This window comes from Cellulomonas sp. KU4C, from assembly GCF_056868065.1.
In genome coordinates this window covers 3160193-3186558 of sequence record NZ_CP200322.1, presented here as the reverse complement: position 1 = coordinate 3186558, position 26366 = coordinate 3160193, and the positions used below count along the sequence as shown (strand labels likewise).

The window sequence follows — 26366 nt, the reverse complement described above, 5'->3', positions numbered from 1 at the left end:
GCCGCTGCGCATCGGGATCGTCTGCCCCTACTCCTTCGACGTGCCCGGCGGCGTGCAGTTCCACGTCCGGGACCTCGCCGAGGCGCTGATCGAGCGCGGGCACACCGTGTCCGTGCTCGCGCCCGCGGACGAGGACACCCCGATCCCGGAGTACATGACCTCCGCCGGTCGCGCCGTGCCGGTCCGGTACAACGGCGCCGTCGCCCGGCTCACCTTCGGTCCGCTCACCGCCGCACGGGTGCGCCGGTGGGTCGAGGCGGGGGAGTTCGACGTCCTGCACCTGCACGAGCCCGTCACCCCGTCGCTCAGCATGCTCGCGCTGTGGATCGCCGACGGCCCGGTCGTCGCGACGTTCCACACCTCGCTGGTCCGGTCCCGGTCGCTGCAGATCGCCTACCCGCTGGTCCGGCAGTCGCTGGAGAAGATCAGCGCGCGGATCGCGGTGTCCGAGGACGCCCGGCGGACGCTGGTCGAGCACCTCGGCGGCGACGCCGTCGTGATCCCGAACGGCGTGTACGTCGACGCGTTCGCGCGCGCCGGCACCGACCCGCGCTGGGTCGGGACGCCCGAGGCGCCGACCGTGGTGTTCCTCGGCCGGCTCGACGAGTCCCGCAAGGGCCTGCCGGTGCTGCTCGACGCGGTGCCCGCGGTCCGCCGCGCGTTCCCCGGGGTCCGGTTCCTGGTCGCAGGTCGCGGCGAGACCGGGCCGGACGAGGCCCGCGAGCTGCTGGGCGACGACGCGGACGCGGTGGAGTTCCTCGGCGGGATCAGCGACGAGGAGAAGGCGCGGCTGCTCGCGTCCGCGGACGTGTACTGCGCGCCGCAGACCGGCGGCGAGTCGTTCGGCATCGTGCTGGTCGAGGCGATGAGCGCCGGCACGGCCGTCGTGGCGTCCGACCTCGGCGCGTTCCGCCGGGTGCTCGACGAGGGCCGGGCCGGTGTGCTGTTCCGCACCGGCGACCCCGCCGACCTCGCGCGCACCCTCGTCGACCTGCTGGGCGACCCCGACCGCCGGGCGCACGTCGCGGCCGCGGGGGAGGCGGCCGTCAGCCGGTACGACTGGTCGTCGGTCACCCACGAGGTGCTGACCGTGTACGAGATGGCCGTCGAGGGCAGCGCCGCGCCCGTGGGCGAGGACCCGACGTCCCGCCGCGGGGCACGCCGCCTCGACCTGCGCCGCTTGAGGGGTGACGAGTGAGCTGGTCCGAGACCGTGGTCCTGGTGGTCGCGGTCGTCCTGCTGGTGGTCTGGTGGTCCTGGCTGGCGGCGTCCAGGATCGACCGGCTGCACCGCAAGGTCGCCGCGTCCGGTGCCGTCGTCGACACCCAGCTCGTCCGTCGCGCCTCGGCCGCGTCCACGCTCGCCGCGTCCGGCGTGCTCGACCCGGGTGAGCTCCGTGCTGATCGGGGAGGCGTCGTGGGCCGCGATCGCCGCCGGGTCGCCCCAGACGCAGGGGATGGCGCGGCTGCCGGACGAGCTCGAGGGTGCCGCGCGCGCCACGGCCGACCGCGGGCTGGTCGAGAGCGAGCTGTCCTCGACGCTGCGCGAGGCCCTGGACGACCCGGACGAGGTCGCCGCCCTGCGCGAGGAGCCCGGCGCCGACGAGCTGCTCGACGCCCTCGCCGACGCCTGGTACCGGGTGCAGCTGGCACGCCGGTTCCACAACGAGGCCGTCGCGCAGGCGCAGCGGATGCGCCGGGGCTGGGCCGTCCGGACGCTGCGGCTGGCCGGCCGGGCGCCGATGCCGCAGACGCTCGAGCTCGACGACGCCTGGCCGCCCGCCCTGGGTCGGCCCGGTGCACCGCCCGCCGCCACCTGACGCACCACCTGTCCCGGCACCACCTGCCCTGTGGACGACGACCGGACCCCGCCCCGGCCGCGTCTACGATGACGGTGGAACCCGCCACCCCCTCCCGTCGAACTGCGAGGAACCTCAGTGACCAGCGAGACCAGCCAGCCCACCACCAGCAGCGACGTGCCCGCGGTCGGCACCGCCCGCGTGAAGCGCGGCATGGCGGAGATGCTCAAGGGCGGCGTGATCATGGACGTCGTCACGGCCGAGCAGGCCAAGATCGCCGAGGACGCCGGTGCGGTCGCCGTCATGGCGCTCGAGCGGGTGCCCGCGGACATCCGTGCGCAGGGCGGCGTGGCGCGGATGAGCGACCCCGACCTGATCGACGGCATCGTCAGCACCGTGTCCATCCCCGTGATGGCCAAGGCGCGGATCGGGCACTTCGTCGAGGCGCAGGTGCTGCAGAGCCTCGGCGTGGACTACGTCGACGAGTCCGAGGTGCTGACCCCGGCCGACTACGCGCACCACATCGACAAGTGGCAGTTCACCGTGCCGTTCGTCTGCGGCGCGACCAACCTCGGCGAGGCCCTGCGCCGGATCACCGAGGGCGCGGCGATGATCCGCTCCAAGGGCGAGGCCGGCACCGGTGACGTCTCGAACGCCACCACCCACATGCGGACCATCCGCGACGAGATCCGCCGCCTGTCCTCCCTGCCGGAGGACGAGCTGTTCCTCGCGGCGAAGGAGCTCCAGGCGCCGTACGACCTGGTCGTCGAGGTCGCCCGCGCCGGCAAGCTGCCGGTCGTGCTGTTCACCGCCGGCGGCATCGCGACCCCGGCCGACGCGGCGATGATGCGCCAGCTCGGCGCCGAGGGCGTGTTCGTCGGCTCGGGCATCTTCAAGTCCGGCAACCCGGCCGAGCGCGCCGCCGCCATCGTGAAGGCGACGACGTTCTACGACGACCCGGACGTGATCGCGAACGTCTCGCGCGGGCTCGGCGAGGCGATGGTCGGCATCAACGTCGACGACGTGCCCGTGCCGCACCGGCTGGCCGAGCGCGGCTGGTGACGAGCCGGTCCGCGCAGGTCCTGCACCGCGGGTGACGTGAGAGCGAGGGGTGGTGATCGGGATGGGGGTCACCACCCCTGCCCTGCCGTTGCACGCCGGTAGGAAGAGTTATACCGTCGCCAGCATGAAGACCGCGATCAGCCTGCCGGACCGGAGCGCGGAGCGGTTCGACCGCGTCGCCCGCCAGCACGGGATGACGCGGTCGGAGTTCTACCGACGCGCCGCCGAGCTCTACGCGGACGCGCTGGACGGCGGCGACCTGACCGAGCAGATCGACGCGGCGATCGGCGACGCGGGTCAGCCGGGGGCGGACGCGGCCGAGCTCCGCCGCGCGGCCAACGCCCGGCTGGTCGAGGGCTCGCCCGAGTGGTGATCGAGCGCGGCGGGGTCTGCTGGGTCGACTTCGGGGAACCGCGGGGGAGCGCGCCCGCGAAGCGTCGCCCCGCCGTGGTCGTGCAGTCCGACCCGTACAACCGGTCGCGGATCGCCACGGTCGTCGTGCTGCCGATCAGCTCGAACACGGAGCTCGCCCGACACCCCGGCAACGTGTTCCTCCCCGCGCTCGCGTCCGGGCTGCCGAAGGACTCCGTGGTGAACGTGTCCCAGCCGATGACCGTCGACCGCGCGGACGTCGACGCGGTCGTCGCCCGGCTGCCGCAGAACCTCATGGCGGAGGTCGACGCCGGGCTGCGGCGCGTCGTCGCCCTGTGACCGGCGCACCTCGGGGCGGGAACTACGCTGGCCCGATGCTCGACGACTGGGTGCTCGGCGACGACGGCCTGCGGTTCCGCCGCGCGGCGCGGGTGCTGCTGCTCGACGCCGACGACCGGCTGCTGCTGGTCCGCGGCCACGACGTCGACCAGCCCGAGCGGTCCTGGTGGTTCACGGTCGGCGGGGGGATCGACCCCGGCGAGGACGCCCTGGCGGCGGCGGTCCGGGAGGTCCGCGAGGAGACCGGCCTGGAAGCTGGACCCGGCGACGCTGGTCGGACCGGTGCTGACCCGCACGGGCATCTTCGACTTCTACGCGCAGCGCTGCCGCCAGGAGGAGGAGTTCTTCCTCGTGCGGGTGGAGTCGGCGCTCGACACCGACGCGATCGCGCGGGACGGCTGGACCGAGGTCGAGCTCGACGTGCTGGACGAGCTGCGCTGGTGGCGCCTGGACGACCTGGCCGCGGAGACCCGGGAGGTGTTCCCGGAGGGGCTGCCCGACCTGGTCCGTCCGCTGCTGCGCGGGTGGGACGGCGTGACCCGCCACCTCGGGGACCAGCACGACGACTGACGGCGTTACTGCCCAGTAACGTCCGTCGGTTAGGGTCAGGCGTGCCCATCTCGACGTCTCCTGCCACCCGCATCCACCGCAGCGGGATCCGCACGCTCATGGAGCTCGCCATGCGCGACCCCGAGGCGATCCGCCTCGAGATCGGCGAGCCCGACGTGCCGACGCCCGCGCACGTCGTCGCCGCCGCGGGTCGGGACGCGGCCCTCGGGCACACCGCCTACACGTCGAGCACCGGCACCCCCGAGCTGCGCGAGGCGCTGGCCGAGAAGGTCCGCCGGGTCAACGGGCTCGACGTCTCGGCGGCGGACGTCGTCGTGACGCACGGCGCCATGCACGGCCTCGCGATGGCGATCACCGCGCTGGCCGCGCCGGGCGAGACCGTCCTCATCCCCGACCCCGAGTTCCCGAACTGGCGGATGGCCGCCGTGTCCGCGGGAGTCGACGTCGCCACCTATCCTGCGCACGCGGCGAACGGCTTCGTCCCGACGCTCGCGGACATCGAGGCCGCGATCACGCCGCAGACGCGCGTCCTGGTCGTCTGCTCGCCCAACAACCCGACCGGCGCGATGTACCCGGCGGAGCTCCTGGCCGGCGTGGTCGAGCTGGCCCGCGCGCACGACCTGTGGGTGTTCTCCGACGAGTGCTACGAGGCGATCACCTACGACGCGCCGCACGTCAGCCCGGCGACGTTCGACACCGACGGGCGCGTCCTGACGTTCTTCAGCTTCTCGAAGACCTACGCGATGACCGGCTGGCGGCTCGGCTACGTGGTGTCCCGGGACGCCGGTGTGATCGACCTGCTCGGCCAGGTCGCGGAGGCCACGGTCGCCTGCCCGTCCTCGGTGAGCCAGCGCGCGGCCCTCGCGGCGCTGACCGGCCCGCAGGACGACGTCGTCGCGGCGGTCGCGTCCTACCGGGAGCGACGGGACGCGGCGATGGCGCTGCTCGCGCGGCGCGGGGTGCCCTGCATCCGGCCGGCCGGCGCGTTCTACCTGATGGTGGACGTGTCCGCGGCGACCGCCGACTCCGAGGCGTTCGCGCTGCGGCTGCTGGACGAGCGGCACGTGTCCGTGTCGCCCGGCAGCGCGTTCGGTGCCGCGGGTGAGGGCATGGTGCGGGTGTCGCTCGCGAGCGAGCGCGCCGCGCTGCTCGAGGGCCTGGGTCGGGTCGCGGACATGGTCGAGCAGTGGGGGACCGTCGACGTCCCGGCGACCGCGCTGCGTGCGGTGCCCGCGGATTCGTAGGATGACGGGGTGACCACCCTTTCCACCATCGGTGTCCTCGCCCTGCAGGGCGACGTCCGCGAGCACCTGGCCGCCCTCGAGGCGTGCGGGGCCACCGCGGTCGCCGTCCGCCGGGCCCGCGAGCTCGACGCGGTCGACGGCCTCGTGCTGCCCGGCGGCGAGTCGACCACGATCGACAAGCTCCTGCGCGCGTTCGACCTCGACGGTCCGGTGCGCGACCGGCTCCGCGCCGGGATGCCCGCCTACGGCTCGTGCGCGGGGATGATCCTGCTCGCGGACCGGATCGTCGGCGGCATCGACGGCCAGCGGACGCTCGGCGGGCTCGACGTGACCGTGCGCCGGAACGCGTTCGGGCGGCAGGTCGACTCGTTCGAGACGGACCTGCGGATCGACGGCGTGCCGGACAGCGCGGCCGACCCGGTGCACGCCGTGTTCATCCGCGCGCCCTGGGTCGAGGAGGTCGGTCCGGCCGCCACGGCGCTCGCGCGCGTCGAGTCGGGCCCCGCCGCCGGTAGGATCGTCGCGGTGCGCCAGGGCTCGTTGCTCGCCACGTCCTTCCACCCGGAGGTGACGGGGGACACGCGGGTGCACCGGCTGTTCGTCGAGATCGTCCGCGACGCCCGGTGAGGGCGCCGGCGTGACCCGCCGTCGGGTCACGCTGCGACGCCGGCACCGGCACGCAGGGCTGCTGCGGAAACGAGAGGGTACGAAGCGATGTCGGGTCACTCCAAGTGGGCCACCACCAAGCACAAGAAGGCCGCGATCGACGCGAAGCGCGGCAAGCTGTTCGCCAAGCTGATCAAGAACATCGAGGTCGCCGCCCGCACGGGCGGAGGTGACCCCGCGGGCAACCCGACGCTGTTCGACGCCATCCAGAAGGCGAAGAAGACGTCGGTCCCGAACGACAACATTGACCGCGCGGTCAAGCGCGGCTCCGGGGCGGAGGCCGGCGGCGCCGACTACCAGACGATCCTCTACGAGGGCTACGGGCCCGGCGGCGTCGCGTTCCTGGTCGAGTGCCTCACCGACAACCGCAACCGCGCCGCGGCCGACGTCCGCGTGGCGTTCACGCGCAGCGGCGGGCAGCTCGCCGACCCCGGCTCCGTGGCGTACCTGTTCTCCCGCAAGGGCGTGGTGCTGGTCCCGAAGGAGGGCACCACCGAGGACGACGTCATGATGACGGTCCTGGACGCGGGCGCCGAGGAGGTCAACGACGCCGGCGACCAGTTCGAGGTCCTATCCGAGGCGACCGACCTCGTCGCGGTCCGCACGGCCCTGCAGGAGGCCGGCATCGAGTACGACTCCGCGGACGTCGTGTTCCACCCCGCCACCCAGATCGAGGTGGACGCCGAGGGCGCCCGCAAGATCTTCCGGCTGATCGACGCGCTCGAGGACTCCGACGACGTGCAGAACGTCTACGCGAACTTCGACGCCTCCGACGAGGTCATGGCCGAGCTCGAGAACGACGACTGAGCCCGGCTGCACCGCGACGCCCCGCCCGGCCCCGTGCCGCGCGGGGCGTCGTCGCGTCCGGCCCTCCCGCACCACGCCGGGGTGGATCCACCCGGTCGGCCCGCACCTCCCGTGGTGGATCCACCGGGTCGGCCCCACCCCGGAGTGGATCCAGCCCGGGGATGTGTGGAACGAGACGGGCGACACGCACCGGCGTGTCCGGCCGGGTGGATCCACCCCGGGTCGGGGCGGGCTGGGAGACTGGACCGGTGCGCGTACTCGGTGTGGACCCTGGGCTGACCCGGTGCGGGCTGGGGGTGGTCGACGGGCTCCCCGGGCGGCGGGTGCGGATGGTCGCCGTGGGCGTGGCGCAGAGCCCGCCGACCGCGGACATCGACCAGCGGCTGCTGCTGATCGCCGCGCACATCGACGAGTGGCTCGAGGAGCACGCCCCGGACGCCCTCGCCGTCGAGCGGGTGTTCGCCCAGCACAACGTCCGGACCGTGATGGGCACGGCGCAGGTCGCGGGGATCGCGATGCTCGCCGCGGCCCGCCGGAAGATCCCCGTGGCGATGCACACGCCGTCGGAGGTCAAGGCCGCGGTCACCGGCAACGGGCGCGCGGACAAGCCGCAGGTGCAGACGATGGTCCAGCGCCTGCTGTCGCTGGACGAGCTACCGAAGCCGGCGGACGCCGCCGACGCGCTGGCCCTGGCGATCTGCCACCTGTGGCGACCGGCCGGTGCGGTCGGTGCCCCGCAGCGCGCCCCCGGGTCGATGACCGCCGCGCAGGCCGCGTGGGCGCAGGCCGAGCAGGCGGCCCGCCGGGTGCGCGCCTGAGGCGTCCCGGCCGGACCGGGCGCACGCGTGTCGTTCGTACAGGTGTTCGCACCCGTGGCAGACTGCTCGCGACGTCCGACGGGAAGGAGCCGGTGTGATCGCCTCGGTGCACGGGACGGTGCAGGCCGTGCGGCTGGACGCCGCCGTGGTGGAGGTCAACGGGGTGGGCATGCTCGTGCAGGCCACCCCGGCGACCCTGGCTGGGCTGCGGGTCGGCCAGACGGCCACGCTGCACACCGCGCTGGTGGTGCGGGAGGACTCGCTGACGCTGTTCGGCTTCCCGGACGACGACGAGCGCGAGGTGTTCGAGGTGCTGCAGTCCGTCAGCGGCGTCGGCCCCCGGCTCGCACTGGCGATGCTCGCCGTGCACACCCCGGACGGCCTGCGGCGCGCCGTCGCCGCGGAGGACCTCGCGGCGCTGAAGCGGGTGCCCGGCATCGGCCAGAAGGGCGCCCAGCGCATCGTGCTGGAGCTCGCCGACCGGCTCGGCGCCCCGGCGGCGGTCGCGGTCGACGGTCGTCCCGCGACGCCCGCCGGGCCGCTCGACCGCCGCGAGCAGGTGGTCGAGGCGCTGGTCGGGCTGGGCTGGAACGCGAAGGCCGCGCAGGACGCGGTCGCGACGGTGCTCGACGGCAGCACCGAGCCCGTGGGGGAGGACGAGGTCGCCGGCGTGCTGCGGGCGGCGCTGCGGACCCTGGGCGGCGGCCGTGGCTGACGCGCGCGGGCTCCCGGACGACGTGGACCTCGGCGTCGACCTCGGGCCCGAGTCGGTCGTGCGACCGGGCGCCGACGAGCTGGAGCGCGCGGCCGAGGCGGCGCTGCGCCCCCGCCACCTCGACGAGTTCGTGGGGCAGAAGGTCGTCCGGGACCAGCTGTCGCTGGTGCTGGAGGCCGCGATCGGCCGCGGCCGCGCGCCGGACCACGTGCTGCTCTCCGGCCCGCCCGGGCTCGGGAAGACGACGCTCGCGATGATCATCGCCGCCGAGCTCGGCGCCTCCCTGCGGATCACCAGCGGCCCTGCGATCCAGCACGCCGGGGACCTCGCCGCGGTGCTGTCCTCCCTGGAGGAGGGCGAGGTGCTGTTCCTCGACGAGATCCACCGGCTGGCGCGGCCCGCCGAGGAGCTGCTGTACGTCGCGATGGAGGACTTCCGGGTCGACGTCGTGGTCGGCAAGGGCGCGGGCGCGAGCGCGATCCCGCTGTCGCTGCCGCCGTTCACGGTCGTCGGCGCGACGACGCGCGCGGGGCTGCTGCCCGCGCCGCTGCGCGACCGGTTCGGCTTCACCGGCCACCTGGACTTCTACGCGGACGACGAGCTCGAGCGCGTGCTCCTGCGGTCGGCGGGCCTGCTCGGGGTGCCGCTCGCCGTGGAGGCGGCGGGGGAGATCGCCTCGCGGTCCCGTGGTACGCCGCGCATCGCGAACCGGCTGCTGCGCCGGGTGCGCGACTGGGCGCAGGTGCGCGGCGACGGGACCCTGTCCCTGGTCGCGGCGCAGGCGGCGCTCGAGGTCTACGAGGTCGACCACCGCGGCCTGGACCGCCTGGACCGGGCGGTGCTGACGGCGCTGTGCACGCGGTTCGGCGGCGGGCCGGTCGGGCTGACCACGCTGGCCGTCGCGGTCGGCGAGGAGCCGGAGACGGTCGAGACCGTCGCGGAGCCGTTCCTCGTGCGCGAGGGCCTCATCGGCCGGACCCCGCGCGGGCGGGTCGCGACCCCCGACGCGTGGGCGCACCTCGGGCTCGCGGCGCCGGCACCCACGGGGACCCTGTTCGGCTAGGTGGGAACCGCCGGGAGCACCGAGACGTTAGGACCCCGGAGCCGTGGCGAATAGACTGCGGCGGTCATCTGAAGCGATCAGGAGCTGTTCTTCGTGGATCCCACCTTCCTCGTCATCCTCGTCATCGGCCTCGGGGCGATGTTCCTGCTGTCGAGCCGGCAGCGGAAGGCGCAGCAGAAGCAGCTGAGCTTCCGCGACAACCTCCAGCCCGGCCAGGAGGTCATGACGGGGTCCGGGATGTACGGGACGGTCGTCGAGGTCGACGGTGACGTCGTGGTCCTCGAGTCCACCCCGGGCAGCCGGACGCGCTGGATCAAGGCCGCGATCGCGCGCCTCGTCGAGCCGCCGGTCGAGGACGTCGAGGACACCGACGTCGCGGACGACGACGACGTCGAGTGGCGCGACGAGCCGGGCGCGGTCCCGCCGGGCCGGATCGACGTGCCGGACGACCTGTCGTCGCTCCAGCCCCCGCGCGGCGAGGACGGCCGCGACGACGAGGGTCCCGCGTCGCCGGACAAGAAGTAGTCGAGGGTGCCGGCCCCCGCAGCAGCGGGGGCCGGTGACCCACCACCCGTACCGCCCGCCGACAGCGGGCGGTACGCGCACGAGAGAAGACGATCCCGTTGGCCCCACCCAGCCGCCGCCGGCACCCGGCGCGCACGCTCCTCACGCTCGCCGTCATCACGGTCGCCGTCTTCGGGGCGGTGCTCGCGGGGACCAAGTGGTCCGACGCGACGTGGACCCCGAAGCTCGCGCTCGACCTCGAGGGCGGCACGCAGCTGATCCTCGCGCCGGTCGCGCAGGACGAGTCCCGCGTCACGAACGAGACGATCTCCCAGGCGATCGAGGTGATCCGGCAGCGGGTCGACTCCTCGGGTGTCGCCGAGGCCGAGATCACCAGCCAGGGCGGGTCGAACATCGTCGTCGCGCTGCCCGGCAGGCCCAGCGAGGAGACCCTGGACCTGGTGCGGACCTCCGCCCAGATGGAGTTCCGGCCGGTGCTGACCTACGGCGCACCCGCGCCGACGGACCCCGCCGCGACCGACCCGGCAGCGACGGACCCGGCGGCCGATCCGGCGGCGACGACCGCGCCGACCGACGCCACCGCTGACCCCGCCGCCGACCCGGCGGCCACGACCGCGCCGACCGACGCGGCGACCGACCCCGCCGCCGACCCGGCAGCCGAGCCGTCCGACGAGCCCACGAAGGCCGCGCCGGACAACGCCAGCGACGCCGCGTACTACATCACCCCGGCGGTCCAGGCCCGGTTCGACGAGCTCGACTGCACCGATCCCGCGAACCTCACCGGCGGCCTGCAGGGCCCGGCCGACAAGGCCTTGGTCACCTGCGACCCGAGCGGCACGCTCAAGTACGTCCTCGGCCCGATTGAGGTCGAGGGCGCCCGGATCGCCAACGCGAGCTCCGGCCTGTCCGTGAGCCCGTCCGGCGCGACCACCAACACCTGGGCCGTCAACCTGGAGTTCGACCGCCAGGGCACCCGCGAGTTCGCGGACGTGACCGAGCGCCTCCAGGGTCTGACGTCGCCGCAGAACCAGTTCGCCATCGTGCTCGACGGCCTGGTCATCTCGGCGCCGAGCCTGAGCCCCGGCGTCATCATCTCGGACGGCAAGGCCGAGATCACCGGCCAGTTCACGCGCGAGAGCGCGGCGGCCCTCGCCAACCAGCTGAAGTTCGGCGCCCTGCCGCTGAGCTTCGAGGTGCAGAGCGAGGAGCAGATCTCCGCGACGCTCGGCTCCGAGCAGCTGGAGAAGGGCCTGATCGCCGGCCTCATCGGCCTGCTGCTGGTCGTCCTGTACTCGTTCTTCCAGTACCGGGCGCTCGGCCTGGTCACGGTCGCGTCCCTCGTGATCGCCGGCCTGCTCACCTACGGCGTCATCACCCTGCTGTCCTGGACGCAGGGGTACCGCCTGTCGCTGCCCGGCGTCGCGGGGTTGATCGTCGCGATCGGCATCACCGCGGACTCGTTCATCGTGTACTTCGAGCGCATCCGCGACGAGCTCCGCGAGGGCCGGACGCTGGTCGCGGCCGTCGACCGTGGCTGGGAGCGGGCGCGTCGCACGATCCTCGCGTCCGACGCGGTGAACTTCCTCGCCGCGATCGTCCTGTACTTCCTCGCGGTCGGGTCGGTCCGGGGCTTCGCGTTCACGCTCGGCCTCACCACGCTGCTCGACCTGCTCATCGTGTTCACCTTCACGCACCCCGTGATGCGCCTGGTCGCGAAGACGAAGTTCTGGGGCGGCGGGCACCCGCTGTCCGGCCTGGACCCGCGGCGTCTCGGCGCCACCGGCGGCACCCGCTACGTGGGTCGCGGGCGGGTGGCCACCGGCCCCCGCACCGCCGCCACGTCCGGTGCGACGGCCTCGCTGGACGCGCCGACGTCGACCCTGACGGCCGCCCCGGCCGTCCCGGGCGGGACCATCGCCGAGCGCCGCGCCGCCGCGCGCGCCGCCCAGGCCGGTGCCGCCCCCGGCACCACCCCGTCGGACGCGGCACCGTCCGACGCCACCACCACCGACGACCCGCCCGACGCGACCGGTGACGGCGACGCTCGACGCACCGAGGGGAGCGACGCCTGATGGCCGTCAACTTCGCCCAGTGGGGCAACGACCTCTACACGGGTCGCCGCTCCTACGACATCGTGGGCAGGCGCACGCGCTGGTTCGTCATCTCCGGCGTGCTCGTCGTGCTGTCGGCGATCCTGCTGTTCAAGCCGGGCCTCCAGCCCGGCATCGAGTTCCGCGGCGGCTCCGAGTTCACGGTGTCCAACGCGTCCTCGACCGACCAGCAGCCCGCCGTCGACGCGGTCGCGGAGGTCTCCGCCGAGGAGGTCCCGCGCGTGACCAACGTCGGCGCCTCGTCGCTGCGGATCCAGACCGCCGAGCTCACCAGCGAGCAGGTGGACCAGGTCCGCACGGCGCTGCAGGAGGCGTACGGCGTCGGCGAGGAGGACGTCGCCAGCTCGTTCATCGGCCCGACGTGGGGCAAGGACGTCTCGAACAAGGCGCTGCTGAGCCTCGTCGTGTTCCTCGTGCTGGTGTCGGTCGTCATGACGATCTACTTCCGCAACTGGCGCATGGCGCTGGCGGCGATCGTCGCGCTGTTCCACGACCTCGTCATCACCGCGGGCGTGTACGCCGCGGTCGGCTGGGAGGTCACGCCGGCGACGGTGATCGGCTTCCTGACGATCCTGGGCTACTCGATCTACGACACGGTCGTGGTCTTCGACAAGGTCCGGGAGAACACCGCCGGGGTCACCGACCAGACGCGGTCCACCTACGAGGAGCGCGCGAACCTCGCGGTCAACCAGACCCTGGTCCGCTCGATCAACACCTCGGTCGTGGCGCTGCTGCCGGTCGCGGCGATCCTGTTCATCGGGGCGTTCGTGCTCGGCGCGGGCACGCTGCGCGACATCGCGCTGGCCCTGTTCGTCGGCATGATCGTCGGGGCGTTCTCCTCGATCTACCTGGCGACGCCGCTCGAGGTCGCCCTGCGCGAGCGCGAGCCGGCGATCCGCGCGCACACCGAGCGCGTGCTCGCGGCCCGGGCGCGGCTCGCGGCCGGCGGCGCGGACGGCGACGCCTCCCAGGAGGAGGTCGCGGTCGCGCGGTTCACCGGTCAGGTCCGCCCCGGCGGGCACCAGGGACCCGCGGCGCAGCCGCGGCGGAAGAAGGGCCGGCGATGAGCGGCACCCAGGACGTGGCACGCCTCAGCGGGCAGGAGCTCGTCGACCGCATCGAGACCCTGGTCCGGGACGTGCCGGACTACCCGACGGCCGGCGTGGTGTTCAAGGACATCACCCCGCTGCTCGCGGACGGGCCCGCGTTCGACGCCGTCGTCCAGGAGATGGCCGCCCGGGTGCCGGGCCCGATCGACCTGGTCGCCGGCATGGAGGCGCGCGGGTTCATCCTCGCCGCACCCGTCGCCCTCGCCCTCGGTGCGGGCTTCCTGCCCGTGCGCAAGGCGGGCAAGCTGCCCGGTCCGACCGCACGGCGCGAGTACGAGCTGGAGTACGGCGCGGCCGCGGTCGAGCTGCACCCGTTCACCGTGTTCCCGGGCGCGCGCGTGCTCGTCGTGGACGACGTGCTCGCCACCGGCGGGACGGCGTCGGCGACCATCGAGCTGCTCGAGGAGTGCGGTGCCGAGGTCGTGGGCCTGTCGTTCCTCATGGACCTGACGTTCCTGCCGGGCCGGTCGCGGCTCGCGGGGCGGCACGTCGACGCGCTGCTCGAGGTCGGCTGACCGCCGCCCACCCGTGCCCTCGCGACCGCCGACCGGCGGGGCCCACGCCCTGCCCGGTCGGCGGTCGCGTCGTCTGGCCGTAGAATCGACCGGATCAGCCGTGCCACCGGGGTGACCGGCGGGCCGACCGGGTCCCCGGTGGGCCCGGGCAGCGGCGTCGGACAGCCGGGCCACGCCCCGGCAGGGCAGGAGGCGCGCATGGCGGACCAGGTTCGGACGTCGACGCCCGACCCGCGGCCGGAGGTGCCCCCGACGACGGGGAGCACCAGCCGGGTGCGCTCGCGCCTGGCCCGGTTCGGGCAGGGACGCGGGCCCGCGCAGTCGCCCGTCATCGAGCCGCTGCTCCAGGCGGTCCGGACCAACCACCCGAAGGCCGACCTCGGCATCCTCGAGCGCGCCTACGCCACCGCCGAGCTCGCCCACCGCGGCCAGCTGCGCAAGAGCGGCGACCCCTACATCACGCACCCCGTCGCGGTCGCGACGATCCTCGCCGAGCTCGGGATGACCCCGCCGACGCTGGCGGCGGCGCTGCTGCACGACACCGTCGAGGACACGTCGTACTCGCTCGACCAGCTGCGGACCGAGTACGGCCCCGAGATCGCGATGCTGGTCGACGGCGTCACCAAGCTCGACAAGGTGACCTACGGCGACGCCGCGCAGGCCGAGACGGTCCGCAAGATGGTCGTCGCGATGTCCCGGGACATCCGCGTGCTCGTCATCAAGCTCGCCGACCGGCTGCACAACGCCCGGACCTGGAAGTTCGTGCCCGCGGCGTCCGCCGAGAAGAAGGCCCGCGAGACGCTCGAGATCTACGCGCCCCTCGCGCACCGCCTCGGCATGAACACGATCAAGTGGAAGCTCGAGGATCTCTCGTTCCAGACCCTCTACCCGAAGGTCTACGACGAGATCGTGCACCTGGTCGCCGAGCGTGCCCCGGCCCGCGAGGAGTACCTGGCCGTGGTCCGGGACCAGGTCGGCGCCGACCTGCGCACCTCCAAGATCAAGGCGACGGTCACCGGCCGGCCGAAGCACTACTACTCGATCTACCAGAAGATGATCGTGCGCGGACGCGACTTCGCGGACATCTACGACCTGGTGGGCGTGCGCGTCCTGGTCGACACGGTGCGCGACTGCTACGCGGCGCTCGGCGCCCTGCACGCGCGGTGGAACCCGGTCCCCGGCCGGTTCAAGGACTACATCGCGATGCCCAAGTTCAACCTCTACCAGTCGCTGCACACGACGGTGATCGGTCCCGGCGGCAAGCCCGTCGAGATCCAGATCCGCACGCACGACATGCACCGGCGTGCGGAGTACGGCGTCGCGGCGCACTGGAAGTACAAGGAGAACGCCAAGGGCGCGGGGACCGGCACCGACGTCGACGGCAACGACATGGCGTGGCTGCGCCAGCTCGTCGACTGGCAGAAGGAGACCGCCGACCCCTCGGAGTTCCTCGACTCCCTGCGGTTCGAGATCGCCGACGGCGAGGTGTTCGTCTTCACGCCCAAGGGCGACGTCATGGCGCTGCCCGCCGGCGCGACCCCGGTCGACTTCGCCTACGCGGTGCACACCGAGGTCGGCCACCGGACGATGGGCGCGCGCGTCAACGGCCGCCTGGTCCCGCTGGACTCGACGCTGGAGAACGGCGACGTCATCGAGGTGTTCACCTCGAAGTCCGAGACCGCCGGCCCGTCGCGCGACTGGCTCGGGTTCGTCACCAGCCCCCGCGCGCGGAACAAGATCCGGCAGTGGTTCACCAAGGAGCGCCGCGAGGAGGCGATCGAGCACGGCAAGGACGCCATCGCCAAGGCGATGCGCAAGCAGAACCTGCCGATCCAGCGCCTGCTGTCCCACGAGTCGCTGATCGGGCTCGCGAACGAGATGCGCTACGCCGACGTCTCCGCGCTGTACGCGGCGATCGGCGAGGGCCAGGTGTCCGCCGCGACCGTCGTCCAGCGCCTCGTGCACGCGATGGGCGGCGAGCCCGGTGCCGAGGAGGACATCGCCGAGACCGCGCGTCCCGGGCAGACGACGCGGCGCGTCCGGACCGGCGACCCCGGTGTGGTCGTCAAGGGCGTCGACGACATCTGGGTCAAGCTCGCCAAGTGCTGCACCCCGGTGCCCGGCGACGACATCGTCGGGTTCGTGACCCGCGGCCAGGGCGTCAGCGTGCACCGGTCGGACTGCATCAACGTCGGCTCGCTCGAGGCCCAGCCGGAGCGGATGGTCGAGGTCGAGTGGAGCCAGGGGAGCACGGCCCTGTTCCTCGTGCAGATCCAGGTCGAGGCCCTCGACCGCAGCCGGCTGCTGTCGGACGTCACGCGGGTGCTGTCCGACCACCACGTGAACATCCTGTCCGCGTCGGTGTCGACGTCCCGCGACCGGGTCGCGATCTCACGGTTCGTGTTCGAGATGGCCGAGCCGTCGCACCTCGCGTCCGTGCTGTCGGCGGTGCGCAAGGTCGAGGGCGTGTTCGACGTCTACCGGATCACCGGGGCCAAGGCCGCCGAGCAGCCCGTCGTCGACGCCTGACCGGCCCGCAGCGCCACCCGCTCCGCGCTCCTCGCCGAGATCGCACCTCCTGACCGAGGTAGCCCCTCAGACGGACCGATCTCGGCCCGACGGACCGACCTCGAGTGACGAGGGCGGGGCGGTCGGCGTGGGCGCTTGGCGACGGGCGAGCACGTCGAGGAGGCGGCTCGCCGCGACCACCCCGCGGCGGCCGCTCGCGGCGGCCACGTCGGCACGGACCTCCGCCAGGTCCACCAGCCCGGCGTCGAGCAGCGCGCGCACCAGGCGGAGCGCGGCGTCCGCGGGCGCGCGCAGCAGGAGGTCGGACGCGGTCCTGCGGGCCGTGGTAACGGCGACGCCGCCGAGCAGCACGACGTCCCGGTCGCGCACGCCGGACCCGGCGCCCGTCGTGCCCGGCACCGTCTCGCCGCCGGGGTCGCCGCGACTCGCCGCGCTGCGTCCGACCACGCGCTCGGCGTGCACGTCCCGGGGCGCGCGTCCGCCGAGGTGCACCCATGCGGCGGACGCCAGGGCGACGACGGAGCGCGGCGGCAGCGCCGGCCCGAGCGCCGCCGCGCGCAGCTCCGGGGTGGCCCGGACCCCGGCGGGCAGGCCGACGTCGTCGGTGAGCGGCACGAGGTGCCCGTCGTGCGCGAGGACCTGCCAGGCGATGTCACCGAGGTCGGCCCGGGCGACGAGCGGGGCGGCGAGGGGGGCTGGCGGTCGGGCCGTCGGGGCGGTGGTCACGGACGCAGGATGCCGGTCACCCCGCCCGTCGGGCGAGAGGTGACCGGCATCCTGTGGACGACGGGCGGCGTGTCAGCCGCGCGACTCCTGCGCGGCGCGCTCGATCTGCTCGAGCCACGCGCGCCGGGCGTCCAGCGCGGCCTGCGCGTCGGCGACCTTGCGGGCGTCACCGCCGGCCTTGGCCTTCTCGAGGTCGGCCTCGAGCTGGGCGATCGCGCTCTCCAGCTGCGCCAGGGCGCCCTCGGCGCGCGCCCGGGTCTCCGGGTTGGTCCGGCGCCACTCGTCCTGGTCGGCGTCGCGGATCTTGCCCTCGACGGCACGCAGGCGCGCCTCGACGCGCTGGATGTCGGCGCGCGGGACCTTGCCGGCGGCCTCCCAGCGGTCCTGGATCGAGCGCAGCGCGGCCTTCGCCTGGCCGAGCCCCTTCGACACGTCGATGGCCTCCGCCTCGACCAGCAGCGCCTCCTTGACCTCGAGGTTGCCCGCGTACTCCCGGTCCGTGGCGGCGTTCAGCTCGTCACGGGCGTGGAAGAACGTGTCCTGCGCGGCCCGGAACCGGGCCCACAGGGCGTCGTCGTCGTTGCGGCTCGCGCGGCCCGCGGCCTTCCACTGCGTCATCAGGTCGCGGTACGCGCCCGCGGTGGCGCCCCAGTCGGTGCTGGTCTGCAGGCGCTCGGCCTCGCGGACGATCGCCTCCTTGGCCTGCTTGGCGCCGGCGTTCCGGGACTCGAGCTCGGCGAAGTAGTGCCGCCGCTCCCGGTCGAACGTGGTCCGCGCGTGGCTGAACCGCTTCCACAGCGCCTCCTCCGAGGTGCGGTCGACGCGCGGTCCGGACCGCTGCGCCTCCTTCCACTCGTCGAGGAGGGTGCGCAGCTGCTCACCGGCGGGCCGCCACTGCATCCGGGCGGGGTCGGTCGCGGCGATCTTCTCGGCGCGCTCGACGATCTGCTCACGTGCGGCGAGCGCGACCTGCCGGGCCGCGGCTCGCTCGGCCTCGACCGCGGCGCGACGCTCGGCCGCGACCGGGCGCAGCGCCTCGACGCGGGCCCGCAGGGCGTCCAGGTCGCCGACGGCCGCGGGCTCCGCGGTCTCCTCGGTGAGCCGGTTGAGCGTCTGGTCGATCTCCTTGACGGCGAGGTCAGTCGCCTGGAGGCGCGCCTCGAACACGGAGACCTTGGCCTGCAGGTCGAGGAACCGGCGGACGTACAGCGCCAGGGCCTCCTCGGGCGTGGCGCCCGGGAACTGGCCCACGGCGCGCTCGCCGGCGGCCTCGCGGACGTAGACGGCGCCGTCCTCGTCCACCCGGCCGAACGCGGTCGCCGCAGCCGCCTCGGCGGAGTCGTCCGGGACCGGGACCGGCACCACGGGCGCGGACGCCGGGGCGGCGGCTCCCGGGGCGGCGGGGCGCGGCACCGGGCGGGGGCGCATGGCGCTGGGCAACGGGGGGCGCGGCGCGGGGGCGGGGGGCGCCGCGGGGGCGTCCTGCTCCGCGGGGCGCTCCCCTGCGGCCTCCGCCTCGGGCGTGGGCGCCTCGGCCTCGGCCTCGGGCGCCTCAGCCTCGGGTGCCGTGTCGGCCTCGGGTGCCGTGTCGGCCTCGGGTGCGGTGTCCGCCTCGGGTGCGGTCTCGCCCGTGGCCTCCTCGGCCGCGGGCTCCTCGGCCGGCGCGTCGACCGTCGCGGCCGCGTCGTCGGCGGCGGGCGCCTGCGCGTCCGTCCCGGTGACCGCCTCGGCGGCCGGCGCGGTGCCGGTGGCGTCGTCGCTGTCGTGCGAGCGCTGCTGCTCGTCGGGCGTCTCGGTCACTGGGTCTCCACTCCCTCGATGGTGACGGGGGTCGCCGGGGTGCCGTCGGAGGCACCACCGTCCACGCCCGCGTCAGCGACTGCCTGCACGACGTCGAGGCCCGACGTGATGCGGCCGAACACGGTGTATCCGCCTGCCTGGTCCGCGGGGATCGTCGAGTCCTCGTAGACCAGGAAGAACTGGCTGCCCATCGACGCGCCGTCGCCGCCCTGGCGGGCCATCGCGATGGTGCCGGCGGGGTAGACGTCGTCCGCCGGGGCGTTCTCGATCGGGCCGAATGCGTACCCGGGGCTCCCGGTGCCGGTGCCCGTCGGGTCGCCGCACTGGAGCACGTGGATGCCGCTGGTGACGAGCCGGTGGCAGTCGGTGCCGTCGAAGTACCCCTCCTGCGCGAGGGTCACGAAGCTGGCGACGGCCTGCGGGGCCGCGGCGCCGTCGAGCTCGATGCCGATGTCGCCCTGGCTGGTGGTCAGGGTGCCCGTCCAGGCGCGGCCCTCGGCGAGCGCGGCGTCGGGCAGCTGGCCGCCGTTGCCGGTGCGCGCCTCGCCGCCCGTCGCGGTGTCCGTCGGGGGTGCGGTGGTGGTGGTGTCGTCCGCGGGGGAGTCGCTGCCGCCGAGCAGGAGTGCGGACGTCACGGCGGTGCCGAGCACCAGCACGCCCACGACGCCGCCCGCGACGACCTGCATCCGGCGTCGCCGGGCCTGCTTCGCGCTGCGGCGCTCCTGCCACTTCTCGTACCGGCGGCGCTCGTACTCGCGCTCGCGCTTGCTGGACGGCACGCACACTCCTCGTCGTCTCGGTCGTCGGCGCCGGGCCGGGCCCCCGCGTCGGCGCACGGGAGCGCGTGGCTCCCGTGCCCGCGGGACAGTCTAGGCAACCGGGGGTGGACCTGAGTGCGTGCCGCGCGGTGCCGCTCACCCGAGAGGCGCGGCCCTCCGCCGCTAGCGTGGTCCGGGTGCGCATCCTCGCCCTGACCTCACCCGTGTTCGCGGCCACCTGCTACGTCGTCGCGGCCGACGACGGCACCTGCGTGGTGGTCGACCCGGGGGCGGGCGTGGCGGACGACGTCGCGCGGACCGTGACGGCGCACGGGCTGCGGGTCACGGGGGTGGTGGTGACCCACGGGCACGCCGACCACCTGTGGGACGCCGGTGCCGTCGCGGAGGCCGCGGGCGTCCCGGTGCGGCTGCACGCGCGCGACGCGTACCGGGTCGCCGACCCGCTGGGCAGCCTCGGGCTGGGCTCCGCGGACCCCACGGCCCGGGCGCTGGCCGACGGGCTGCTCGCCGCCGTCGTCGGTGCCGGCGTCGACCCGGCACCACCGGCGGTGCCGGAGGTGCTGGCCTTCGGGGCCGACGACGACGCGCCGCGCACCCGTGACGCGGAGCTCGTGCTCGGCGGGGTCCGCCTGGTCGCCCGGCACGCCCCGGGCCACACCGAGGGCTCGACGCTGTACCTGCTCGACGCCGGCGACGAGCAGGTGGCGTTCACCGGGGACGTCCTGTTCGCGGGCTCGGTCGGGCGCACCGACCTGCCGGGCGGGGACCCGGCCACGATGGCGACGACGCTGCGCGAGGTCGTCGCCGCCCTTCCGCCCGGCACCCACGTGCTGCCGGGCCACGGCCCCGCCACCCGGGTGGACGCGGAGCTGAGGACCAACCCGTACCTGGCAGGATGACGCGCATGGCACGTCCGACTCCTCTGTCCGGTTTCCCCGAGTGGCTCCCCGACGGCCGCGTGGTCGAGCAGCACGTCCTCGACACCCTGCGGCGCACCTTCGAGCTGCACGGGTTCGCGGGCATCGAGACCCGCGCGGTCGAGCCGCTCGACCAGCTCCTGCGCAAGGGCGAGACCTCCAAGGAGGTCTACGTGCTGCGCCGGCTCCAGGAGGAGGGCGACGGCGACCGCTCCGGCCAGCTCGGGCTGCACTTCGACCTCACCGTGCCGTTCGCGCGGTACGTGCTGGAGAACGCCGGCCACCTCGCGTTCCCGTTCCAGCGCTACCAGATCCAGAAGGTCTGGCGCGGCGAGCGGCCCCAGGACGGCCGGTTCCGCGAGTTCGTGCAGGCCGACATCGACGTGGTGGGCGCCGGCGACCTGCCCTACCACTACGAGGTCGACCTGCCGCTGGTGATGGCGGAGGCGCTCGGCGCCCTGCGGGACATCGGCGTGCCCCCCGTGCGGATCCTGGTGAACAACCGGCGCGTCGCCGAGGGGTTCTACCGCGGGCTGGGGCTCGAGGACGTCGACGCGGTGCTGCGCAGCATCGACAAGCTCGACAAGATCGGCGCCGAGAAGGTCGCCGGGCTGCTCGTCGCCGAGGCCGGCGCCACGTCCGAGCAGGCCCAGGCGTGCCTGGCGCTCGCGGCGATCCACGGCGGGGACACCGGCGTGGTCGACCGGGTGCGGGAGCTGGCGGCCGCCCACGGCGTCACCTCGGAGCTGATGGAGCAGGGTCTCGCGGAGCTGGGCAGCTCATCGAGGCGGCGGCGGTGCGCGCCCCGGGCGTCGTCGTGGCGGACCTCAAGATCGCCCGCGGCCTGGACTACTACACCGGGTCGGTCTACGAGACGGTGCTGGTCGGCCACGAGCAGCTCGGGTCGATCTGCTCGGGCGGGCGGTACGACACCCTCGCCTCGGACGGCAAGCAGACCTACCCCGGCGTCGGGCTCTCCATCGGCGTGTCCCGGCTGGTCTCGCGCCTGCTGACCGCGGGGCTCGTGCGGGCGACCCGCGGGGTGCCCGCGGCGGTCCTGGTCGCGGTGACCGACGAGGCGACCCGGCCGGCGTCCGACGCCGTGGCCGTCGCCCTGCGGGCGCGCGGGGTGCCGGTGGAGGTCGCCCCGACCGCCGCCAAGTTCGGCAAGCAGATCAAGCACGCCGACCGGCGGGGGATCCCGTTCGTCTGGTTCCCGGCCGCCGAGGACGGCGCCGCGGACCAGGTGAAGGACATCCGCTCCGGCGAGCAGGTCGACGCCGACGCCGCGACGTGGGCGCCGCCCGCCGAGGACCTGTGGCCCCGGGTCGTGCCGGCGGGGGAGTGACCCCCGCGCGTCCACCGGGTCGCCGCGCTCAGGCCAGCGCGGCGACCCCGGCGTTCAGCGTCGTGGCGAACAGCACCCAGGCCAGGTAGGGCCCGAGCAGCCAGGCGATCCACGGGGTCAGCCGGTGGAACGCGACGATCGTGGCGACCAGCGCCAGCTCGAGCGCGAGGATGATCGCCAGGCCCAGACCCAGCTGCTCCGCGCCGAAGAACACCGGGGTCCAGGCGGCGTTCAGCGCCAGCTGCACGCCGTAGAGCACCAGGGCCGTGCGTGCCACCCGTGCCCCGTGCCGCCGCCACAGCAGCCACGCCGCCACCGCCATCAGCGTGTACAGCACCGTCCACGCGGGCCCGAACACCCAGTTCGGCGGGGTCCACGCGGGCTTCGCGGCGTCCGCGTACCAGCCGTCGACCCCCGAGGTCGACGCGATCCCGCCGCCGGCGGCGACCAGGACGTTGAGCAGCAGCAGGCCCGCCAGCACGAGCCAGCCGCGCCGGCCGCGGCGCGCGCCCGCGTCCGGGTCGGTCGGCACGTCGCGGCGCGCGGCGGTCCGCGGGTCGGGGGAGCGGGTGGGCCGGGCCGGGTTCGCGGAGGTCATGGCTCCACGGTCGGCCCTCGTGCCGGACCCGGCAACCGGAAGCCCAGCATGCTGAGCACCGCGGTGCTTGCGCCGAGGTCGAACACGTGTTCGAATCGAGCCATGCGGTGGGACGGGCAGAAGACGACGGGGCAGCCCGACGGCGCGCTGCCCGGGCTGGCGCTCGCGGGCCTGCAGCGCTCGGTCCGGACGCCGGAGTTCGCGGGCGTGACGTTCCACGAGGTGCACGCGAAGTCGGCCCTGAACAAGGTGCCCGAGGCGTCCGCGATGCCGTTCCGGTGGACGGTCAACCCGATGCGCGGCTGCCTGCACGCCTGCACCTACTGCTTCGCCCGCCCGACGCACGAGTACCTCGGCCTGGGACCGGACGAGGACTTCCAGACGCAGATCGTCGTGAAGACCAACGTCGCCGAGGTGCTCGCCGCCGAGCTGCGGCGCCGGTCCTGGGCGCACGAGCACGTCGCGCTCGGCACCAACACCGACCCGTACCAGCGCGCGGAGGGCCGGTACGCCCTGATGCCCGGGATCATCGGCGCGCTGGCGCACTCCGGCACGCCGCTGTCCCTGCTGACGAAGGGCACGCTCCTGCGCCGCGACCTGCCGCTGCTGGTCGAGGCGGCCGGTGAGGTCGGGGTGAGCGTGGCCGTGTCGCTCGCGATCGGGGACGAGGAGCTGCAGCAGGCGATGGAGCCCGGCACGCCGACGCCGCGGGCCCGCCTCGCGCTGATCCGCGCGGTCCGGGACGCGGGGCTGCCCTGCACGGTGATGGTCGCGCCGGTGATGCCCTGGCTGACGGACTCGACCGACCACCTCGACGGGCTGTTCCGCGACCTCGCCGAGGCGGGCGCGTCGGGCGTCTCGGTGATCCCGCTGCACCTGCGCGGCCCGGTGCGCCCGCTCATGCTCCGGTGGCTGGCGGAGCACCGGCCGGCGCTCGTCGCGAAGTACCGGCGGTTGTACGGGGACGGCGCCTACGTCCCCGAGGAGTACCGCCGGTGGCTGTCCGACCGGGTGCGCCCGCTGCGCCGCCGGCACGGCCTCGACCTGCCCGAGGTCCCGACGACGGACCCGGCGGCCGGCGGCACCGCGGGGGTCGCCACGCCCGCGCCGTGGCGGTTCCGGCCCCGGCAGGCCGCGGAGGTGCCCGTGAGCCTGCTCCCCGGTGCGGTGACCGGTGCGATGCGGGCCGGTGTCGTGCAGCCGGCGCTGTTCTGACGGCGGCGGCGACGGCCGGGTCGGCAGTAGACTCGCCGGGCTGCTCCGAGCAGCGCCCCACCACCTGAGAGGACTTGTCGTGCTGCGCACCCACACCGCCGGCTCGCTGCGGGCCGAGCACATCGGCACCACCGTCACCCTGACCGGGTGGGTGGATCGCCGGCGCGATCACGGTGGGGTGGCCTTCGTCGACCTGCGCGACGCCTCGGGCATCGCCCAGGTCGTCATCCGCGACGAGGCCGTCGCCCACGGCCTGCGCGCCGAGTACGTCCTGCAGGTCACCGGCGAGGTCGGCCGCCGCCCGGACGGCAACGAGAACAGCCACCTCGCGACCGGCGAGGTCGAGGTCGTGGCGCAGCAGGTCGTCGTGCTCAACGAGTCCGCGCCGCTGCCGTTCCAGGTGTCGTCGTCGCTCGACGAGCCCGTGGGCGAGGAGGCGCGCCTGCGCCACCGGTACCTCGACCTGCGCCGGCCGGAGCCCGCGAAGGCGATGCGCCTGCGGTCCAAGGCCAACCAGGCCGCGCGCCGCGTGCTGGACGCGCAGGACTTCGTCGAGGTCGAGACCCCGACGCTGACCCGCTCCACCCCCGAGGGCGCCCGCGACTTCGTCGTCCCCGCGCGCCTGGCGCCGGGCTCCTGGTACGCGCTGCCGCAGTCCCCGCAGCTGTTCAAGCAGCTGCTCATGGTCGGCGGTATGGAGCGCTACTACCAGCTCGCCCGCTGCTACCGCGACGAGGACTTCCGGGCCGACCGGCAGCCGGAGTTCACGCAGCTGGACGTCGAGATGTCGTTCGTCGACCAGGACGACGTGATCGCGCTCGGCGAGCAGATCCTCGTGGCGCTGTGGGACCTGATCGGCTACACCGTGCCGACCCCGGTGCCGCGGATGACGTACGCCGACGCGATGGCGCGGTTCGGCTCCGACAAGCCCGACCTGCGGTTCGGCCTCGAGCTGGTCGAGCTGACCTCGTTCTTCGCGGACACCCCGTTCCGCGTCTTCCAGGCTCCGTACGTCGGTGCGGTCGTCCAGCCCGGCGGCGCCTCGACGCCGCGGCGCGGGTTCGACGCCTGGCAGGAGTGGGCCAAGCAGCGCGGCGCCAAGGGCCTCGCGTACGTCACGGTCGCCGAGGACGGCACGCTCGCCGGCCCGGTCGCGAAGAACATCTCCGAGGCCGAGCGCGAGGGCCTGGTCGCCGCCGTCGGCGCGCAGCCGGGCGACGCGGTGTTCTTCGCCGCCGGCAAGGCGTCCGAGGCCCGGGCGCTGCTCGGTGCCGCGCGCCTCGAGATCGGCCGCCGCGGCGGGCTGATCGACGAGTCGCAGTGGGCGTTCGTGTGGGTCGTCGACGCGCCGCTGTTCAAGCCCACGGGCGAGGACGACGACGTCGCCGTCGGCGAGGGCGCCTGGACCGCCGTGCACCACGCCTTCACGTCGCCGACGCCGGAGTGGATCGACCGGTTCGAGGAGAGCCCGGGCGAGGCGCTGGCCTACGCGTACGACATCGTCTGCAACGGCAACGAGATCGGCGGCGGCTCGATCCGTATCCACCGCCGCGACGTCCAGGAGCGCGTGTTCGCGATCATGGGCATCGGCGAGCAGGAGGCCCAGGAGAAGTTCGGCTGGCTGCTCGACGCGTTCCAGTTCGGCGCGCCGCCGCACGGCGGCATCGCGTTCGGCTGGGACCGCGTGGTCGCGCTGCTCACCGGCTCGGAGTCGATCCGCGACGTGATCGCGTTCCCGAAGTCCGGCGGCGGCTACGACCCGCTGACCGGTGCTCCGGCGCCGATCACCGCCCAGCAGCGCCGCGAGGCCGGCGTCGACGCCCAGGAGAAGGCCCCGGCCGCGCCGAAGGCCGAGACCCCCGTCGCGGACGCGGCGGCCCCCGCGCGGCAGTGACGCGGGTCGCCGACGCGGCGACCACCCCGGACGGGTCGTCCGACCCCGCGCTCCCCGCGCGGTGGGCGGACGACCCGTTCCTGCTGGACGAGCGCACCTGGTGGCGCCCGGCGGAGGTCCGGACCGCGGGGGACGCGATGCTGCTCGTGCAGCGGGCGGTGCAGCGCACGTCGACTCCGGGGCACCCCGACGACGGCGGGGCGCCGGCGACCATGCTGCTCGCGTCGGGCGAGCCCCGTGCGGCCGCCGTCCTGGTCGCCGAGCACGCCTGGCGCGCCTCCGCCGCCGGGTCGCCCGCGCACCGGTTCGCGTGGGTGGAGACCGCGGCGATGCCGCACCTGACGCCGGACGACCTCGGCCGGCTCGGGCTGCGGCCCGCGCGCACGGGCTGGGAGTGGATGGTCGCCGGCGCCGCGCCTGCGCCGGTCGACGGCGAGCGCGTGGTCCGCGAGCTCGACCCCGCGGCCGAGGGCGACGCGATCCGCGCGTGCCTCGCGGCGGCCAACCCGACGACCGACGCCGACCCCGCCGGTGCGGGCGAGCGCTGGTGGGGCGTCGAGGACGGCCGCGGCGGTCTCGGCGGCGTGATCGGCGCCGGCCCGCGGGTCGGCCGGCCGGGCGGTCGCGGCTCGGCGCACCTGCACGGGCTCGGCGTGCTGCCCGCCGCGCGCGGGCGCGGCCTCGGGGCGGGGCTCACCGCGGCGGCCACCCGCGGCCTGCTCGGCGACGGGTTGGACTGGGTGTCGCTGGGGATGTGGGACGACAACGACGGCGCGCGGCGGATCTACCACCGGCTCGGCTTCGCGACGGTGCACCGCCTGACGACCTTGCGCCGTCCCTGACGCC

General features: G+C 74.7%; 25 protein-coding genes and 2 pseudogenes. 23 read left to right on the top strand and 4 right to left on the bottom strand.

What is annotated here, in order from left to right:
* Positions 1-4: 4 nt before the first annotated feature.
* From AC1VL8_RS15170 to AC1VL8_RS15085, 18 genes and pseudogenes are all read left to right on the top strand, one after another.
* Entirely contained in the window at positions 5-1198 is a 1194-nt protein-coding gene (locus AC1VL8_RS15170; RefSeq protein WP_483076266.1) for a glycosyltransferase family 4 protein, read from the top strand.
* Positions 1199-1387: 189 nt separating this feature from the next.
* Positions 1388-1819, top strand: a complete 432-nt coding sequence (locus AC1VL8_RS15165; RefSeq protein WP_483075746.1) for a hypothetical protein — start codon at positions 1388-1390, stop codon at positions 1817-1819.
* A gap of 117 nt (positions 1820-1936) precedes the next feature.
* Positions 1937-2860: a pyridoxal 5'-phosphate synthase lyase subunit PdxS gene (pdxS, locus tag AC1VL8_RS15160; RefSeq protein ID WP_389229469.1), complete on the top strand. Its 924-nt coding sequence runs from the start codon at positions 1937-1939 to the stop codon at positions 2858-2860.
* Positions 2861-2984: 124 nt separating this feature from the next.
* A complete protein-coding gene (locus AC1VL8_RS15155; protein ID WP_483075745.1) occupies positions 2985-3233 on the top strand; it encodes a ribbon-helix-helix protein, CopG family in 249 nt (82 codons plus the stop codon).
* Entirely contained in the window at positions 3227-3571 is a 345-nt protein-coding gene (locus tag AC1VL8_RS15150) for a type II toxin-antitoxin system PemK/MazF family toxin (protein ID WP_483075744.1), read from the top strand. Before AC1VL8_RS15155 ends, AC1VL8_RS15150 begins: the two co-directional genes overlap by 7 nt.
* A gap of 35 nt (positions 3572-3606) precedes the next feature.
* Positions 3607-3768, top strand: a pseudogene (locus AC1VL8_RS15145) (NUDIX domain-containing protein); the annotation flags it as partial.
* A gap of 85 nt (positions 3769-3853) precedes the next feature.
* On the top strand, positions 3854-4141 hold the full coding sequence (locus tag AC1VL8_RS15140) for an NUDIX hydrolase (protein ID WP_483076285.1): 288 nt from the start codon (positions 3854-3856) through the stop codon (positions 4139-4141).
* A 41-nt stretch (positions 4142-4182) separates the two neighbouring features.
* Positions 4183-5385 carry a pyridoxal phosphate-dependent aminotransferase gene (locus AC1VL8_RS15135; protein WP_483076265.1) on the top strand — a complete coding sequence of 401 codons (1203 nt, stop codon included), beginning with the start codon at positions 4183-4185 and terminating at the stop codon, positions 5383-5385.
* A gap of 9 nt (positions 5386-5394) precedes the next feature.
* Positions 5395-6012 (top strand): pyridoxal 5'-phosphate synthase glutaminase subunit PdxT, encoded by a 618-nt coding sequence (gene pdxT, locus AC1VL8_RS15130; protein ID WP_483075743.1) that lies wholly within the window; start codon positions 5395-5397, stop codon positions 6010-6012.
* An 87-nt stretch (positions 6013-6099) separates the two neighbouring features.
* Entirely contained in the window at positions 6100-6858 is a 759-nt protein-coding gene (locus AC1VL8_RS15125; protein ID WP_389229457.1) for a YebC/PmpR family DNA-binding transcriptional regulator, read from the top strand.
* A 248-nt stretch (positions 6859-7106) separates the two neighbouring features.
* On the top strand, positions 7107-7676 hold the full coding sequence (ruvC, locus tag AC1VL8_RS15120; protein ID WP_483075742.1) for a crossover junction endodeoxyribonuclease RuvC: 570 nt from the start codon (positions 7107-7109) through the stop codon (positions 7674-7676).
* A 94-nt stretch (positions 7677-7770) separates the two neighbouring features.
* The gene (ruvA, locus tag AC1VL8_RS15115; protein WP_483075741.1) at positions 7771-8391 is read left to right on the top strand and encodes a Holliday junction branch migration protein RuvA; all 621 of its coding nucleotides are present in this window, start codon (positions 7771-7773) and stop codon (positions 8389-8391) included.
* Positions 8384-9454: a Holliday junction branch migration DNA helicase RuvB gene (ruvB, locus tag AC1VL8_RS15110; protein WP_483075740.1), complete on the top strand. Its 1071-nt coding sequence runs from the start codon at positions 8384-8386 to the stop codon at positions 9452-9454. The genes ruvA and ruvB overlap by 8 nt, the downstream gene beginning before the upstream one ends.
* 93 nt (positions 9455-9547) lie before the next feature.
* A complete protein-coding gene (gene yajC, locus AC1VL8_RS15105; protein ID WP_483075739.1) occupies positions 9548-9979 on the top strand; it encodes a preprotein translocase subunit YajC in 432 nt (143 codons plus the stop codon).
* Between the two features lie 98 nt (positions 9980-10077).
* Positions 10078-12051 carry a protein translocase subunit SecD gene (gene secD, locus AC1VL8_RS15100; protein ID WP_483075738.1) on the top strand — a complete coding sequence of 658 codons (1974 nt, stop codon included), beginning with the start codon at positions 10078-10080 and terminating at the stop codon, positions 12049-12051.
* The gene (secF, locus tag AC1VL8_RS15095) at positions 12051-13157 is read left to right on the top strand and encodes a protein translocase subunit SecF (protein ID WP_483075737.1); all 1107 of its coding nucleotides are present in this window, start codon (positions 12051-12053) and stop codon (positions 13155-13157) included. Before secD ends, secF begins: the two co-directional genes overlap by 1 nt.
* Positions 13154-13714, top strand: a complete 561-nt coding sequence (locus tag AC1VL8_RS15090) for an adenine phosphoribosyltransferase (RefSeq protein WP_389229435.1) — start codon at positions 13154-13156, stop codon at positions 13712-13714. Before secF ends, AC1VL8_RS15090 begins: the two co-directional genes overlap by 4 nt.
* A gap of 198 nt (positions 13715-13912) precedes the next feature.
* Complete coding sequence (locus tag AC1VL8_RS15085) at positions 13913-16243, top strand: RelA/SpoT family protein (protein ID WP_483075736.1); 2331 nt, start codon at positions 13913-13915, stop codon at positions 16241-16243.
* 66 nt (positions 16244-16309) lie between these two features.
* Here AC1VL8_RS15085 and AC1VL8_RS15080 read toward each other — a convergent pair whose 3' ends face one another.
* The 3 genes from AC1VL8_RS15080 to AC1VL8_RS15070 all read right to left on the bottom strand — a co-directional run bounded on the left by AC1VL8_RS15080 (position 16310) and on the right by AC1VL8_RS15070 (position 19548).
* Positions 16310-16969 carry a hypothetical protein gene (locus AC1VL8_RS15080; protein ID WP_483075735.1) on the bottom strand — a complete coding sequence of 220 codons (660 nt, stop codon included), beginning with the start codon at positions 16967-16969 and terminating at the stop codon, positions 16310-16312.
* Between the two features lie 72 nt (positions 16970-17041).
* Positions 17042-18769, bottom strand: a complete 1728-nt coding sequence (locus AC1VL8_RS15075) for a DUF349 domain-containing protein (protein ID WP_483075734.1) — start codon at positions 18767-18769, stop codon at positions 17042-17044.
* Positions 18766-19548 (bottom strand): peptidylprolyl isomerase, encoded by a 783-nt coding sequence (locus AC1VL8_RS15070; RefSeq protein ID WP_483075733.1) that lies wholly within the window; start codon positions 19546-19548, stop codon positions 18766-18768. Before AC1VL8_RS15070 ends, AC1VL8_RS15075 begins: the two co-directional genes overlap by 4 nt.
* A gap of 176 nt (positions 19549-19724) precedes the next feature.
* Between AC1VL8_RS15070 and AC1VL8_RS15065 the strand changes: the two genes are divergently transcribed.
* Complete coding sequence (locus AC1VL8_RS15065) at positions 19725-20447, top strand: MBL fold metallo-hydrolase (protein WP_389229420.1); 723 nt, start codon at positions 19725-19727, stop codon at positions 20445-20447.
* A gap of 5 nt (positions 20448-20452) precedes the next feature.
* Positions 20453-21813: pseudogene (gene hisS, locus AC1VL8_RS15060) on the top strand (histidine--tRNA ligase).
* Between the two features lie 28 nt (positions 21814-21841).
* Here hisS and AC1VL8_RS15055 read toward each other — a convergent pair.
* Positions 21842-22411, bottom strand: a complete 570-nt coding sequence (locus tag AC1VL8_RS15055; RefSeq protein WP_483075732.1) for a TspO/MBR family protein — start codon at positions 22409-22411, stop codon at positions 21842-21844.
* 102 nt (positions 22412-22513) lie between these two features.
* On the opposite strand from AC1VL8_RS15055, the gene AC1VL8_RS15050 reads away from it, so the two are divergent.
* The 3 genes from AC1VL8_RS15050 (at position 22514) to AC1VL8_RS15040 (ending at position 26362) form a co-directional block, all read left to right on the top strand.
* A complete protein-coding gene (locus tag AC1VL8_RS15050; protein WP_483075731.1) occupies positions 22514-23626 on the top strand; it encodes an Rv2578c family radical SAM protein in 1113 nt (370 codons plus the stop codon).
* Between the two features lie 79 nt (positions 23627-23705).
* Positions 23706-25520, top strand: a complete 1815-nt coding sequence (gene aspS / locus AC1VL8_RS15045; RefSeq protein WP_483075730.1) for an aspartate--tRNA ligase — start codon at positions 23706-23708, stop codon at positions 25518-25520.
* A complete protein-coding gene (locus AC1VL8_RS15040) occupies positions 25517-26362 on the top strand; it encodes a GNAT family N-acetyltransferase (protein ID WP_483075729.1) in 846 nt (281 codons plus the stop codon). Before aspS ends, AC1VL8_RS15040 begins: the two co-directional genes overlap by 4 nt.
* Positions 26363-26366: the final 4 nt, after the last annotated feature.